General features: G+C 47.9%; 9 protein-coding genes. 1 reads left to right on the forward strand and 8 read right to left on the reverse strand.

Annotated features, from left to right (window positions below; translation table 11 throughout):
- Positions 1-25: 25 nt before the first annotated feature.
- From DYADSP32_RS21560 to DYADSP32_RS21590, 7 genes are all read right to left on the reverse strand, one after another.
- On the reverse strand, positions 26-1,783 hold the full coding sequence (locus tag DYADSP32_RS21560; protein WP_149240820.1) for a RagB/SusD family nutrient uptake outer membrane protein: 1,758 nt from the start codon (positions 1,781-1,783) through the stop codon (positions 26-28).
- 19 nt (positions 1,784-1,802) lie between these two features.
- Complete coding sequence (locus tag DYADSP32_RS21565; RefSeq protein WP_149240819.1) at positions 1,803-4,799, reverse strand: SusC/RagA family TonB-linked outer membrane protein; 2,997 nt, start codon at positions 4,797-4,799, stop codon at positions 1,803-1,805.
- A 28-nt stretch (positions 4,800-4,827) separates the two neighbouring features.
- Positions 4,828-6,669, reverse strand: coding sequence for a RagB/SusD family nutrient uptake outer membrane protein (locus DYADSP32_RS21570; protein ID WP_414617952.1), 1,842 nt, complete (start codon positions 6,667-6,669; stop codon positions 4,828-4,830).
- A 10-nt stretch (positions 6,670-6,679) separates the two neighbouring features.
- Entirely contained in the window at positions 6,680-10,189 is a 3,510-nt protein-coding gene (locus DYADSP32_RS21575; protein WP_414617953.1) for a TonB-dependent receptor, read from the reverse strand.
- Positions 10,190-10,347: 158 nt separating this feature from the next.
- Positions 10,348-11,406 (reverse strand): FecR family protein, encoded by a 1,059-nt coding sequence (locus tag DYADSP32_RS21580; RefSeq protein WP_149240816.1) that lies wholly within the window; start codon positions 11,404-11,406, stop codon positions 10,348-10,350.
- A 128-nt stretch (positions 11,407-11,534) separates the two neighbouring features.
- A complete protein-coding gene (locus DYADSP32_RS21585) occupies positions 11,535-12,170 on the reverse strand; it encodes a sigma-70 family RNA polymerase sigma factor (RefSeq protein WP_149240815.1) in 636 nt (211 codons plus the stop codon).
- A 515-nt stretch (positions 12,171-12,685) separates the two neighbouring features.
- Positions 12,686-13,366 (reverse strand): metal-dependent hydrolase, encoded by a 681-nt coding sequence (locus DYADSP32_RS21590; RefSeq protein ID WP_149240814.1) that lies wholly within the window; start codon positions 13,364-13,366, stop codon positions 12,686-12,688.
- Positions 13,367-13,558: 192 nt separating this feature from the next.
- On the opposite strand from DYADSP32_RS21590, the gene DYADSP32_RS21595 reads away from it, so the two are divergent.
- Entirely contained in the window at positions 13,559-13,954 is a 396-nt protein-coding gene (locus DYADSP32_RS21595) for a hypothetical protein (protein WP_149240813.1), read from the forward strand.
- Between the two features lie 179 nt (positions 13,955-14,133).
- Here DYADSP32_RS21595 and DYADSP32_RS21600 read toward each other — a convergent pair whose 3' ends face one another.
- Positions 14,134-15,642: a hypothetical protein gene (locus DYADSP32_RS21600; RefSeq protein ID WP_149240812.1), complete on the reverse strand. Its 1,509-nt coding sequence runs from the start codon at positions 15,640-15,642 to the stop codon at positions 14,134-14,136.
- Between the last annotated feature and the right edge of the window lie 49 nt (positions 15,643-15,691).

The following is a 15,691-nucleotide window of genomic DNA, read 5'->3' on the forward strand; positions in this document are numbered from 1 at the left end:
TATTTCCGGTGTTTTTAAAGAAGGATTACCATCCTTTGTTTTGAATAATGGCAGAATACTTAACAACCTCGGTCTGAGGCAGGGGGCCATAATGCATAAAGTCGTTGCTGTATGCACGGGGTTCCACGTCCACCACGGTGAATGTTGTTTTGTTAATGTTGATTCCTTTGGCTGTTTCAGTGAGGCTGCTTTTCCAGCGGCGCAAATCCCAGAAACGGTGTCCCTCAAAGCACAATTCGATTCTGCGTTCGTTGCGGATCAGTTCGCGCAGCTCCTCCTTCGTGGTGATGGAAGTAAGGTAAGGGTCAGCCTTAGGAATACCGGCACGGATCCTGATTGCGGCGATGACATCCTTGGCCGAAAATCCAAAGGTACCCGTACCTGTAGGACCCCAGGCTTCATTAGCGGCTTCGGCATATCCCAAAAAGAAATCGGTGTAGCGCATGTGTGTCTCGTAATGCTTCTGGGTCGTGGTCGACACAGGATTCAGATTCACTTCTTCTACCAGCAATTTTTTAAGATAATATCCTGTACGTGTTGAAGCTTCCACCGAGTCCTTTGCGTCCACACCGCCTCCAACGCCCGTGAGCAGGGTCTTGCCTGAAAATGTGTTTCCATTGTACAAAATGTATTGCTTTAAACGCGGGTCACGGTTGGCATAAGGGTTGGCCTTATCAAAATTGCTCTCTGTTTTAGATATCGGATACCCGTTCAGTGCAGGGAATGCGTCAACCAGGTTTTGGGTAGGGTTTACATTGCCACGGCCAAAAAGCGAAGGCGGATAGTTAGCCATTTCTCTGGAGTTGGAAGCGACCACGGATCTTCTCCACAGGATTTCCTTTTGATCAATTGGCGTAGCAGCCGATACGTTCAGTTTATCCACAAGGGTTTTGAGATAAAACTTATTTCCATCAGGATCCAGCCCTGCGATCCCGTTTATTCCTTTCAATACTTCACCGGCATAATTGGCCGCGGTCACCCATTTGGCGGCATCGGTATTGAATGCCGGGCTTGCGGCAAGTAAGGCCACTTTTGCACGCAGTGCCTTGGCTACACGTGCACTCATACGCTGGTTAAGCTCGGCGCCAAATACGATGTTGTAATTCGTAACGCTCACTTTCTCGTAGCCAGCGGGCAACTGTGCCGTGGTGGCGACATTGATGTAGTCGTTCATGGTGAGATACTTCAATGCCTCGTCAATGTCGGCATAGATCTTACTCACGGACTCCGAAAAGGTTGCCCGTGGAATGTTGAAATCAGCGTTCACATCCAGAAACTGGTCAAACTGCGGAATACCCAGCATTTGTCCATCGGTGCCGGGCCCGGCCACTGTTACCAGCAGATGATATTGCAGGAGCGCCCGCAACGCAAATGCTTCACCTTTGAAACGCTGGGTATACAGCCAGTTGAGTTCAGGAACAGATCCTTTCCAATTGACGGTGTCTATCAATGTAGTAAACTGATTAAGTGCCTGGATTCCGGAAATGCAATTGCTCCACTGATCCATAGGATTGAACAAGGCCGACCATTGGCCGGTGGCCATCCTGGAATAATTGTTCAACTTATCGTTGCTCACCGCATCATCCGTAGCCACGTCATTAAAACTCAAACTGTTGGTAGGAATTTTGGTGTAGGCATTCATCAGTACACCCTCGGCGTAGGCCGGGTCGCCATAAATACGGTCAATGGTACTGTGGTTGTCTTCGACGGGTTCGAGCAGGGTACAGGAAAGCGGCAGGGCTGCTACTACCACGAACAGAAAATATTTTGTCAAAAATCTCATAAGACGCTTATTTAATTATTTAAAACGAGACATTCAAGCCCAGTGAAAAGGAGCGGTATTGGGGCTCCGTACCAATGTTCAACTGTTTGATATCTCTGTATTTAGAGAACATAACCAGGTTCGACACGTCTGCGAATACCGAAAGCGACTTCATCTTCAGTCTGTTGTTGAAACTGATAGGGAAGTCATAATTGAGCTGTACACGGTCTACTGTGAAAAAGTTGTCACGGTAAAGCCAGAAGTCCGAGCTACGGTAATTGTTGGTATTGGAGATGGAGCTCAGCCTTGGCAATGTTGCCGTGGAGGCAGTGGCTTCCGTCCAGCGATCCAGAATGTAGCTCGAATATTTGTCGTCACCATCTACCCAGAAATAATTGTTGGAAAGCGCGCCATCCGCTCCCACCCGGCCATTTCCACGGGCAAACAGGCTGAAGTTTTTGTAACTTAAACGCAGGTTCAGGCCGTAAGACAAAGGCGCCTGAGAGCGACCGATCCGTACTTCATCATTGTCGTCGATAATGCCGTCCCCGTTCTGATCCACGTACTTGATGTCGCCCGGCTTAACGGTTCCAAAAGCCTGGAGTTCATGAGCGGCAATATCCGCCTGGCTCGAAAAAAGCCCTTCCGCTTCGAGTCCGTATCTGGCATCCAGTGGCTGCCCGGTCCGGTTCCGGTATGCAACGGCATACAATTCGTCCCTTTTCTTCACTTTTGAGTTGGAATACAGAATGTTGGCTCCCAGATTAAAAGAAAAGTCACCTATGCGTTCCTGATACGACAGGCCAAGTTCAAATCCTTTGTATGTATTTTCTTCGAAATTGCGATAGGGAATAAAGGTTGTAAAATAGCTTGGGTAGATGGTCTGTGGACGGGTGATCTGGTCCGTGTAGGCGCTAGTGAAGAAATTGGCGTTGACCGAGAAGTGGTTTTTGAACAACATACTTTCCAGTCCGAAATTGATTTCCTTACGTTTTTCAAAAGAGAGCCCGGTATTTCCACCATTGACGGGTACTACACCAGCTCTGCTACGGGTTCCATCGTACCAGGTATAGCTACCTGAGCTACCATAGCGCTCATCGTATAAAAAGAAGCCAGGAATGCCATTATCGGAATTCATTGAGCCGGCTGAAAGACGCAGTTTCAGATAATCAACAAACGTTACCGAAGACATGAAATCTTCGGAGCTAAGCATCCATGCGATGCCAAGAGACGGAGACAGTGCTGTACGATTGCCTTCTGGAAGTTTCACCGAGTTGACGTACGCGCTGCTAAAATCGACCATATATTTGTTTTTGTAGCCGTAGGCAAGTCTCAGCCCCAGGTTGGCGTTTTTGCTTCCCTGAAGATCAGACTGGATTTTGTCGTTGGCCACATAGGCCAGCAAGGATCCGCTGAACCTGTGCACATCCTGAAATGTACGGTTGTAATCCAGGAGCCCGTAGAATCCAAGCCTTCTTCGGTACGAGGCGTTTCCAACATTCTGATTTCCGGTACGCACATCTTCGCCGAACTTGGTGATGTTTGTAATTTTATCTTCTGTTGCCGACCACGTAGGTGCGTACACTGCGTAGGTATTGCTGATAAACTGGTCGTAGAGCGTCAGATAGTCGAAGCTCAGGTTGGTATGGAATGCCAGGCCCTGAACCGACCTGCTCAGATCGAAGTCAATCCGGTTGTTGAACGAAAAGGTACGCTGTACGGTGCGGTTGGTGCCTCCCGCATAGCCTGCTGCAATCGGGTTGGTCAGGTAGCTGGCTGTTCCACCAAGCAAATAGGTATCGTTAATATCATTTTTGCGACCTTTTAGAATTGCATTTTCAGGGTCAATCATTGATATAGGTAGCAGCGGCGAGAACAGGTTTGGGCGAAGGGTAGCGGCATTACCAAAAAAATTGCCGGTCGGCGAATTGTTGTTGTTCAACACGATCACCGCGTCCATTGCGGTTTTAATCCACCGGTTTACTTTCAGATCAATATTTCCACGGACGTTGAAAGTATTTGATTTGAGCGATTGCCCCTCTCCAAAATTGTAAAGGCTTCCGTCCTGGGTCCAGCCTACATTGGAATAGTAAGTAGCTACATTATTTCCTCCAGAGAAGTCAACCATCGCCCTCGAGAACGGCTTCATGCTTTTCAGGTATTCACTGGAGTAATAGTCAACACTTGGGTACCTGTATTTGTTTCCTGTGCGATATTGCTCTATTACATCGGGAGCATACTGGATTCCGAGTCCGTCGTTCACTCTTGCTTCATTGTAAAGCTCCATGTAGCGTGAGGAAGACAGGTATTCGGGCAGGGCAGTGGGGCGGGAGATGCCGTAAAAGACGTTGGCGTTCACCTGTTTTTTATATGCCTGTCCACGTTTGGTGGTGATCTGGACCACCCCGTTCACCGCATCATTTCCATACAAAATAGATGAATTGATATCTTTCAACACGGATATTTGTTCTACTTCGGCCAGGTTAATGGTACTGATGTCCCGGGGCAGCCCGTCTACCACGAACATGGCGTTGCCAATCCCGCGAATATTGGAACTTCCTAGCATACCCGGGATCATCCCGGTGATTGCCGAGGCGATACTCTGCGTATTGTCGTACTTCCGGAGTTCTTTCGGATCCAATACGCTTACCGCATTCACCAGATCGCCCTTTTTAACGTTTCCGAAAGCAATCCTGATCTGGTCGTTCTGACCGTAGAGGAAAGGAGATTTTTTCAGGGTAAGGGTCTCCTGGTTTCTATATTTTTCGGGATCATAAATGAAAGATTCATAACCCGGTGCTTCCACCAGCAGATCACCCAGATCGGGTGTAAAAAGGGTGAATTTTCCCTGTGCATCAGTTTTGGCAAAGGCAATACCTTCGTTTCCATAAACCATGGCACCGCTGATCGGGGCACCATTCTCATCCACCACGATCGACTCGATGGTCATCAGGCTGGCAGGGGGTGTTTTTTGCGCCTTGCTGGTAAACGGGCAAAGCAGTATTATGCAACTTAAGTACCAATATATTTTCTTCATATGGATTGACGATTTAAAGGATCAATGGTTACCAACCCGGATTCTGTGGGAAACCTTCATACAGCCGGACATCTTTCAGCTGAAAAGGCAGCCAGTTGTGCCTTTTTTCAAATACGCGTTTTACAACCACCCGTTCTCTCAGATTGATAGGCTTACCGTTAGGCCCGCGATCAAAATCAATCGCTGTTTTGTCGAGGTATTCTGCATTGCCCGAAATGTTCCAGCGACGCAGATCAAAGAAACGGTGTCCCTCAAAGGCAAATTCAATAGCCCGTTCGCGGATAATTTGTTTCATGAACGCATCTTTTGACGCGATGTATTTGGCCGTGAGATTAGGTAGCTGCGCACGGGTGCGAATGGTGTTGACTGCCTCGGTGGCCGTGAGCGCAATGGTAGTCGATGTGGATGCGGGTGTTCCGTACCCATGAAGCACTGCTTCTGCATACATAAGGTAAACGTCCGCAAGGCGCATCAGCGGATGGTACGACTGAAAGTTTCCCCAGCGGTTGTCCCATGGATTACAGCCTTTGGGAGCCCATTTGCGGTAAAAGTAACCGGTCACACTTCCGGCAACCCCACTGCTTGCCGGTGTTCCGTTACGGTGAAATCCGGAATTGGACAACTGGGCAAACTCGTTGGCTTTTGCCGCAGCGGCCGTGGCGTTATCCACCAGTCTTACACCATCATAGGCTATGTCCACATAGAAACGCGGATCGCGGCCCGTCCAGGGGTCGTTCGGATTGTAACCCGATTCCGGATCATCGATCGGAAGGCCGTTTGCCATTCCGTAATTCTTGATAAAGTTATGGGTGGGTACCTCTACCCGTGCATTCCCCGCTCCGTACTGTACCGGATTACTGGTCCGGTTGGTGGTAAACCGAACGTACCCTGGGATGATCACCGTGGGGTTCATGATGACTTCCGTACCTCCCGGCCGGTCGCGGTTGCCGGGCGACCAAACCCAGAAGTTATCTGTCCAGGTGGCCCAGGTCTGTAGCCTGTATGTTCCTGTTTCATTACAAATTTTAATGATCTGGCCAAAGACCTCTGCAGCCTGCTTGCACAGGGCGGCATCGTAGGTGTTGCTCCCGGTGGAAGATTCATTCATCATGGGACTACCCGCGTACAAAAGGTTTTTGCCCAACATGGAGAGTGCATGTATTTTCGTTATCCGCTGCCCGTTGTTGCCTATCGTAGGCCTGCCCACCTCGGTATCATCCCACTTAAGGGGAAGCAAGGTTGCGGCCTCTTCCAGGTCTTTGGACACCTTTGCCGCGGTTTCCTTGTAAGTAAGCCTGGGCAATGTCAGTTCTTCCGACGACGACAACACTTCGTCCACATAGGCGAGGCCACCATAGTAGCGCATCAGCTCAAAATGCAGAAAGCCACGGAAAAACAACAACTGTCCCCTGATTACATTTTTTTGTTCGGGTGTAACGTCCGTAAGCAAATCAAGTTTACTCAGCCCTAAATTCGCTTTGCGGATACCATACCATGCAAATGGCCATACACGCATGCGGGTGAGGTTTGAACCATAGGCGAAGTTGGGGCTTGCCCCGTAAAGAAAAGTGGTCTGGGTCCAATAATTGCCATCGTCCCAGATGATGGGCGCCGTAGATAAAAGCTCATCAGAGGCGCTGAAACTATAGGAAAGGTTGCCGCCGAGTACTTTGTGTACATCAATTACACAATCGTACATTTCTTCTACAAAACCCTGGAAGCTGATAAAACTTCCGAAAACGTCGGTATCGGTAATGGTAGCCTGCGGAGATCTGTCCAGGTAATTTTCACATCCTCCCAATATAAAACCAGCCAGTACCATACAACTTACAAAGGCCTTTCTGTATGTTTTTAATATATTTTTGATCATACCCATTTTATTAAAAAGTTAAATCAATTCCGAGGTTAAAACGTCGTGGCGTAGGGTATGCGCCAGAACTTGCGGTACCTCCCGACGCGGCAGCCTCCCTGTCATCAGGAAGTTTCGACCAGAAGATGAGGTTGTTGCCATTGGCAAATAACCGGAGCGACGAAAGGCCCAGTCTGCTCAATACAGGCCTTTGGAAACTATACGAGACTTCCGCTGTCTTCAATCTTACATAGGAGGCGTCGAACAAAAAGTAGTTGCCGATAAACTGGCCCTGTGACTTCCACCGGGGCAGATAGGACGATGCGTTTTGGTTATCCTTTGACCAGTAGTCTCTGGTATGGTCGAATAGTACGTTTTGGTACAAATAAAAGTTATCCAGAGGCACACTTCTTGACACATTGTTTACACCGTAAAATTGCAGCATCAGGCTGAAGCCTTTGTAACCGCCGCCGATGGTTGCATTGTAGTTATTCTGGGGAACATCGGAATAGCCATAGGGCGCGGTGTCGTCGTTGGCCGTGATGATGCCATCCCCATTAAAATCCATCGCGTTGTAGTAACCAGGGAGTTTGGCAAGGTCGTTGGTCTGCTGTGGCACACTGGCAAACACATCGTCCCAGTTGTTGTAAAATCCGGTGTTCAGCTGTGTTCTCGCCTGAGAGATCTGATAACCAGCCTGTTTGAGATAGGCGGCCTGCAGCGCAGGATCATCGCGGTTTATAACATTATTCTCCGTATGCGTGTAAGAGAAGTTTCCGAATAGGGTCAAACCGGATCCAAAGCGTTTATTGATCTTTAGTTCCACTTCCATTCCCTTTGACTTCACCTGTCCCAGGTTAGCTGCCGGAGGCGTGGCACCAAAATAGGGAGCGATTGCCCTTGAAGTTCCACCGATAACGATGTCCGTTCTGTTTTCGGTGAAATAATCGAAGTTCACCGTAAAAAGGTCATTAAGTACCCCGATTTCTGCACCGTAGTTGGTCTTTTGTGCTTTCTCCCAGTGCAGATTTGGATTGCCCACAATAGACTCCTGGTACCAGATGTAAGGACTTCTTTCGTTCGGATTTGCGTTCAGCAAGCCTGAACCACCGTAGGAATACTGCGATTGGTAGGCCCATCTGGATCCACCTGCATCATCACCTACGGTACCCGCGCTGTAACGGAATTTCAAGTGGTTGACGAAGTCATTCTTAAAGAACTTTTCATTGGAAGCGACCCATCCAAGCGCATAGGAAGGGAAAAAGTCGAAACGATAGCCGGGACCAAATTTCTCTGAACCGTTGTAGGCTCCGTTGAACTCGAACAGGTAACGGGTGTCGTAATCGTATGTAACACGGCCGATCCAGTCTTCCCGGAAGCTGGGGAACATGCTTCCCTGGGCAAACTGTTCACGCTTGAACAACCCCAGTGCGGTGACATGGTGTTTGCCAAAGTCGCGTGCATAATTGGTCTGGAGCTGGAACATCAACCTTCTTCTGATGGGCAGATAGCCCGTAAAAGTAGCATTCACTTCCTCCGGGTTGACTCCCCACGGCGATGCGACCCAGTCAAATGCATTAGCAGCTGTGACTGGTGTGGTTTCGGTATATTCGCCTGGATCCTGGTCGCCACCGGTATACCTGTCGGGGTAGACAATCTTTCCCAGCAGGTTTCCCTCTGGCCTCACGTGGTTCTGATCGCTGATCCCACCGACCGTCTGAATGCTGTTATCGTAAAACAAGGAGCCGGTAAAACTCAGGCCCTTGGTGATAAAGTCAAGTTTTTGTTCAATTGTAAAATCCGAGTTCAAAGCCACCTCACGTCTTTGCCATACCCCGGTATTGTAAATCAATGCAACCGGGTTCTGGAGCGATTCGGGAGGCAGGGAGTAGTTTTGTCCCCAGCTGCCATCGGGATATTGCGGCAGAATCACATCCGGAGGGAAGTGGTATACGGCAGCCCAGGCCAGGGGGTTGGTGCCCGATGAGGAGCTCGCAAAGGAGTAGTTAGTCGTTTTTTGACTGAAATATCCGGCAAGATTGATTTTTACGTTGGTGGTAGGGGTAACCCTGAAATCAAGATTACTACGGAAGTTAAAGCGGTTGAAGCCATAACCGGGGTCGTAACCTTTGTTGTTTTCATACTTTTTGAACATGTCGCTTTCATTCAGATAGGAAAGCGACCCGAAATATTTTACAAACTTGGTTCCACCCGTTACGTTCAGGTTGGCCCGGTGCGACCAGGACACATCCTTAAACATCGCCTTCTGCCAGTTGACGTTCGGGTAAAGGATTGAGTTTATGGATGACTGAGGCGTTTTATATCGCAGCGCAACATCGTGAGGGACGTAGTCTCCCCACGAAACCGGGCTGAGCAGGCCTTCTCGTTCGATCATCTCGTTCCTGGCCATAATGGCGTCATAAGAGTCAAGTTTTTGGGGTAGCCGGGAAACCGTTAGTGCCGTAGCATTGTAGGTCACCGAAAGCTGAGGTTTTGACGCGGAGCCTCTTTTGGTCGTAATCAGGATTACGCCGTTGGCACCTTTTACCCCGAAAACTGCTGTTGCCGATGCATCTTTGAGAACCGAAATGGTGGCAACTTCACTCACGTCCACGTTCTCCATGGCCCGTTCAACACCATCGACCATGATCAATGGCTGGCCACCGTTCCAGGTGTTTCTGCCCCGGATAAAAATCTGTGTAGCGCTTTCGCCATTTCCGGTTCCGCCTGGTTCGCCACTGGAAGTAACTGTGGTTAGTCCGGGCAGTTGTCCCGTGAGCGCCTGCTTCAAATCCGTGACGTTCCCTGCCCTTTTCAGTTGCTCGTTGGTGGTCTGAACGATAGATCCTACTACACTTTGTTTTCTTTGTGTTCCAAAACCCACGACCACCACCTCGTCCAGTATTTTCTCATCGACCTTCATGAACACTTCCATCCGGGTTCTGTTGCCAACAATGATTTCCTGCGACAGATAGCCAACAAAGGAAAATACCAGAACAGCGTCGCCATCGGGGACGGTTAAGGTGAAATTCCCTTCCACATCAGAAGTGGCGCCTTGCTGGGTACTTCTCACTAAAATACTCACCCCCGGAAGCGCTTCGCCTTTATCCGTGGTAACTTTTCCACTTACTCTTATTTCCGCAGCTGGTGCATCCAAGCCCGAAGACAGGCCAGGGGGAGATGCTTCGCCTGGTTTATTAACCGCGGGAGGCTCCGGTGCCGATAGCTGACTCAACACAATTTGGTTGCCCGAAACGCGGTAATGGATGCTCAAAGGCTTCAAAACGGTTTCCAAAACCTGTTTTAGCGTCTGGTTCTGTGTGTTAAGGGTCATACGCCGTTCGGCCCGAATGGCCTTGGAGCTGTAAACAAATTTTACCGCAGTCTGGCTTTCGATGGCAGACAGGATTGTTTTCAGCGATTTTTCATTTAACTGAATGGAGATTTGCTTCTCCAATAATTCTTGGCCGGGTGCTTCTGTGGCGTAGGCCAACCCGGCAAGGGCCACAGCAAGCATCATCTGAGCAAAGGATTTCCTCATGATTGACAGGATTAATAAATTTTTCTTCATAGATCTTACGGCGCTGGTTTAGGAAGTTTTGTTTGGAATGTTAAGTAATTGATTCAAAAGGAAGCTCATTGTCGGGCGCAGGTTAGTTAGGTTATACCATATAATAGAAATTGGCGGGCGTTGTTAAGTCAATCGTCCTGGCATTTTTGAGCATAGAGTACGACTTGTCCATCTAACACCTCGTATCGTGCATGAATGGTTTCGCACACCAGATTGAGCTTTTCGAATAGGGGTTCATTACTTAGCCGGGCGGTGAAATTGCAGTCTCGTAAGAGCTCCTCATCAAACACGATCTTGACGCCGTAGGCCGATTCCAGTTGGTTTAAAACCTGAGGAATGGGCGTGTCCATAAATTCGAATACATCTCTCTTGCCAGGGGCGTACAATACAGCCGGGTTTTCCACCAGCGTTTTGATGAGGCGCTCACCGGTTTTCTGGTATACCGCCTGCTGATTGGGAATCAGAATGATTTCTTCGGAAAGGATGTGCTGAGCGTCGTTGCTGGATTTTTGCTTGAATACCGTAACCTTGCCTGTGGATACGGCTACCGACACATTTTCTTCACCGGAAAAAGCTTTGACGCGGAAGCTCGTACCCAGCACTCGGGTCACCACTTCTCCGGTATACACATAAAATGGCTTCTCGGTATTGCGGGCAACATTAAAAAACGCTTCGCCCGTCAGAAAAACCTCCCGTTTGGTAATGCCGAAACGACTGTCTATGCGCAACTGGCTTTTAGGGGATAATGTGACTAGCGTACTGTCGCTGAGCCGGAATGTGCGTGGGCTTTTGCCATCATTGACCTCTGCTTTTGTAGAGGAAATGAGTCCGACCGGTACCAGCTCCTGACGCTTGAAATGCCAGAGACTCAGGCCTGTAATCAGCAGCAGTGAAGCCGCAATTTTCCAAGCCCAATTCTGGTAAAATGCAGGTAAAGGGTAAAGTTTCGAATCAGCAAGAATAGAGTCAATGGCAGACCTGATTTCTTCGCGGTTCGTTTCGATGTCATTGCATTGAAATGCAATAATCAGATTTCGAGCCTGTTCTATGGCCTCGTACTGTTCCGGATGCGAACCTTGCCAGGTAGGCCAGAAACCGTCGTCCGGAGGCAGCTTTCCCAGTACCCATTTTCGGAAGTAAGGGTCCTGCACAAAATCTTCTGATTCATAATTGGTATAGTTTTTCATTTGCTAAAAGCGGATGTGATTAGGCGGGGTTTATTGCATTTGTTTTGAAATCAGGGCGGGTTTGCTTGTCAACGCCGATGGTAGCTATTGTTTTTTAGGGGGCTCCTGATCGTCGTTTTGAGAGTCACTTAGAAGGGAGTTCGACTCATCACCAGTGATATGGAAGTGAGAAACCAATTCTTGCGAAGGAATTTTAGCGCTTCATAAACCAGGTTCACAGCGGAATGGTAATTGATGCATAAAATCCCGGCAATGTCTTCATACTCCATTTCCTGGTGAAACCGCAGGTAAATGGCCTCACGCTGTCGTTTGGTAAGCTTTTCCAGGTTAGCCCGTAGTTTCATTAAATCTTCGTGTTTCACTTCATTGGAAATCATGTACGATTCAATGGCAAACTGTACTTCGAAGGCATAGTCATCGGTTACCTCATTGGCTTCTCTGAACCATTTGAGGCGCTGCGACTCCCGGAGCAATTTTCTTCGGAGAGATTTGAGCAGGTATACCTTAATCATCCGGACATCGTCCAGCTTTTCACGACGGTTCCAGAGTTCCAGAATAAGATCGTGAAGACAGTCCTTTACAAATTCACGGTCTTTTTGAAACCTCACCCCATAATTCAGGAGCAAAGGATAATAGAGCTCCAGCACGGAGCCAAAGGCCTGCCGGTCACCTTGCTTAAATGCCTGCCACAGTTCTGCTTCGTTATGACACAAATGTGCCTCCGACTCTTGTGTAATGGGTGACTTATTATTTTGATTAAGCATTAGCACTTTCTCAAATAGGATGCAAAATATTTATAAAAAATCTTGGCAGAACCAAAGTTCACAGCTGGTTTCATGAATATAGAGACAGCTTAGTGCTATAAGTCCTCGAAAAAATAGAATTATTTTTATTTTTTTTAGGCTGTGATGTTAAAAGAGGGGAGATGTGCTATGTAATTGATTGTAATAAAGAACTTTACTCGCGCATTGGATTGGAGTGTCCGCTTGTTACTTGTGTAAAATTACAGTGGTAGGATGAGCAATGGATAAATTCTGGATTAACAAATCATGATGAAACGCAATAATGATCTGATCGGAAAAACATTTTGTGCTCATCGGGTTGGGTGGGAGGCTACGGAAATTTGCTGATGCATAGCACAGGCTTTGAGAAGATAGTTGCGCAGATATCGTCGACAGATATGCTTAAACGGAGCATTTTTAAATCAAACAGGTTGTCGCTTCTTAGTGTAAAGCTGACACCTAAGCGACAACCTGCTATTTCCCACTGATGTGGCTAATTAAATTTCAACAGACAACCCAATTTCCGGCAACTTCAGGCTCAGGCCTGCTTTACGGAAAGCTCCGATTGCGGCCTCATGGTCAATTTTAATAAATCCGAAAGTGTCATAGTGCACACCCAACACCTTCTGTACTTGGACAAACTGAGCGGCTTCGATGGCGTCGTCGATGCCCATGGTCAGAACGTCCCCGATGGGCAGTACAGCAAAATCAAGGTCGGCCCATTTCGGAATGAGCGTCATGTCCAATGTAAGTGCCGTGTCGCCGCTGTAATAGAAGTTGCCATCAGCAGTTTTAAATACAAAGCCACTGGCTACACCTGCGTAGCCTCCATCCTGAAAGCTGGCCGAGTGCTGCGCTGCAACTGCCTTTACGGTGCCAAAATCAAACGTTGTTTTCCCTCCGGGATTGAGGGGGAATACATTTTTGACGCCTTGCTGATTGAAATGGTTGTATAACTCCCATCCGCCCACCACCGTGGCACCGGTACGGTTGGCAATCGCGACCGCGTCAAGCATGTGATCGAAATGCCCATGTGATACAAAAATGTAGTCGGCAGGGATGTCGTCTACACTGATTCCTTTTGCCAGTTCGTTTCCCGAAATATAGGGGTCGAACAAAATATTTTTGCCTGCGGCAACCACTGAGAAGCAGGAGTGTCCATAGTATGTAATTTTCATGTTTTTGCAGTCTGGTTTGTAGGGTTACAAATTCAAGGTCCAAATTAATGTATTGACGCCACATAGTAATCAGTTGCAACGCGGCGCTTCCGTGTTACGCTTCCATTAATCCCCCGTGAGCCTCTGTGTCATCTCCCTTCTTAACGCTGAAACGGGGAACAATTTTTGTACACCTTTGCATAAACAAAAACCATGAGTGAGAAAAATATTAAAACGGGCGCAAGGGTTATTCTGGGTGCCGGATTGGTGTTCGCGGGAGTCAGTCATCTTACTTCGGGCAGACGGGCGTTTCGGGCACAGGTCCCGGATTGGGTCCCCTTCAAAAAAGACGACACAGTGGTGTATTCCGGAGTTGCTGAAATCGCCCTGGGCAGTGCTTTGTTACTTGCCCCGAGGAAATACCGGGCAGATGTTGGAAAGGTGGCAGGGGCATTTTTTACTGCCGTTTTCCCTGGGAATATTTCGCAGTTTGTTAACAAGAGGAGTGCGTTTGGTCTGGACTCGGATAAAAAGCGGTTCATTCGACTCTTTTTTCAGCCGGTATTGATCTGGTGGGCTGTGAAAAGTACAAGCGTAAAGCACAGCTAACCTGTATTTGGGGACTTCGGTGGGGAAGGAAATTTGCTTGATGGATTGAAGTAATGCCGTGTGCGCTTATCCTCAATTGAAACGACGCCCTTGCAAATGCAGGATAAGTCCTTTTTTGTGGTCAACCAGCTTAGGCCATGATAAGGGCCTATCCATTTGCTCCCCGTTTTACTAGAATACTACTGACTGACGGCGGTCTGCTTTTTGAGAAGATGCGTTTCGAATAAACTACCTTTTTTTAACGAATACTGTGCAACTGCCTCCTCCGGATTAACGGGGTATGCCTTTTCCATGAAGTCGTAGTAGCTTTTTCCGTACCGTTCAAGTCCCGGGTTTTCAACGGTACCCGTTTTACCTCTCAGTACAAAAACCCGGTCGTAGTAGAATTTTAAAGGGCTGAGGCTATTCAGCATCCAGAAGAAAACGCCAATCGTAAACAGATAGTTTTTGAACAGAAGTCCCCAATTTCGGAAGATCACGTACACAATTGCAATCGCCAGAACCATCTGTGGTATAATACCCGCCCTCATGTTCAGATCATTGTAATGTCCCATTTGAAAGGTGGATAACAGTACCAAGAAGATGCACGAAATAATGATTGCTGTGCGGTCAAACAGGATGAGTTGCTTCCCGAAAAACAAAAACCACACACCATAGGAAGCCGACAGAAAGAAAAGATAATAGGCCCACCAGTAAGGTGTACCCGAACTCCAGATGAACCGGTTACTCTCCATATCGGTCGCCTCTGAGCTGGTCAGATACAACATTACCGGGCCAAAGGCTACCAAAAGCGGAATTAGAAATAATACACAAGACCAGAAATAGGTTTTTCCACCTTCCAGCAGATTCTTAATACAAGCGTACAGCAGATAGCTTACAAGTCCTATTGCGGCAAAAGGCGCTAAAAAAAGGGTGGACAACAGGAAGTAAGCCAGAGAGAAAAAAAAGGATTTCCGGGCAAACGTGGCAAGCAGGTAGCAGATGCCCAATACGGCCGGAACGGTATGTTGCGGAGACTCCGAGAGGCTTCTGGTGAGAATGGGTATCTGGCCAAGTACAAATACTTCGTTGAGCTGAATGGAATTATCCTTTATAAAACTCAGCTCCGGAAATAAATCGTGAACCGCAGGACGAATGATGCAGACATAAGAGCCGATCAGTAAGGCCATGCATAACCCAATCCGCTGCACGGGCGTAAGATCCCGGAGCCTGATCTGCAGCCAGGTAAAGGCAAGCCCTATTCCAATAAATGACCAGATAAAAGAATAGATCCGAATGAAGGCGATGGAGGTATATTTTCCAAGAAATGCCGGAACCAGATAGTTGCCCAGGTAATAGCACATGTATATATCGCGCTCTTCATCGTACAGCGGCAGGCTGTTGGTGGCGAGTATGTTGAACTTTAAATTGTGTGATGTATAATCATAGCTTTCGTAAGGCAGGATGCCAAACTCTGAAACCAGGCACAATAGGAAGCCCACTGCAAAGGAAGAAAGCAGGGTTTGTTTTAGTTTGTGGTCATCAATGATTGTACAATCCTTTTGCGCTAAAAATTTGTTGGATAGGGCAAAAACGATGAGCAGAGCCAGTGTGGACAATACCGAAAAAACCGGTTCGAGCCATAAAATGAGGAATAGAAGGGTGGGTAAAGAAATGTAGATTAAGGTGAGTAAATTGAGTTTTCTCATAATGATGTCTGACTTTGGTGCGGCGTGGAAGGAGGTTGCCGTACCGTTC

The organism is Dyadobacter sp. 32, from assembly GCF_902506755.1.
Classification (GTDB): Bacteria; Bacteroidota; Bacteroidia; order Cytophagales; family Spirosomataceae; genus Dyadobacter.

Bases quoted from the DNA above. Each gene is read 5' to 3' on its own strand.
- DYADSP32_RS21595 (WP_149240813.1), top strand. From the start codon at position 13,559: ATGAGTGAGAAAAATATTAAAACGGGCGCAAGGGTTATTCTGGGTGCC.
- DYADSP32_RS21560 (WP_149240820.1), bottom strand. From the start codon at position 1,783: ATGAGATTTTTGACAAAATATTTTCTGTTCGTGGTAGTAGCAGCCCTG.
- DYADSP32_RS21565 (WP_149240819.1), bottom strand. From the start codon at position 4,799: ATGAAGAAAATATATTGGTACTTAAGTTGCATAATACTGCTTTGCCCG.
- DYADSP32_RS21600 (WP_149240812.1), bottom strand. From the start codon at position 15,642: ATGAGAAAACTCAATTTACTCACCTTAATCTACATTTCTTTACCCACC.
- DYADSP32_RS21590 (WP_149240814.1), bottom strand. From the start codon at position 13,366: ATGAAAATTACATACTATGGACACTCCTGCTTCTCAGTGGTTGCCGCA.
- DYADSP32_RS21575 (WP_414617953.1), bottom strand. From the start codon at position 10,189: ATGAGGAAATCCTTTGCTCAGATGATGCTTGCTGTGGCCCTTGCCGGG.
- DYADSP32_RS21580 (WP_149240816.1), bottom strand. From the start codon at position 11,406: ATGAAAAACTATACCAATTATGAATCAGAAGATTTTGTGCAGGACCCT.
- DYADSP32_RS21585 (WP_149240815.1), bottom strand. From the start codon at position 12,170: ATGCTTAATCAAAATAATAAGTCACCCATTACACAAGAGTCGGAGGCA.
- DYADSP32_RS21570 (WP_414617952.1), bottom strand. From the start codon at position 6,669: ATGATCAAAAATATATTAAAAACATACAGAAAGGCCTTTGTAAGTTGT.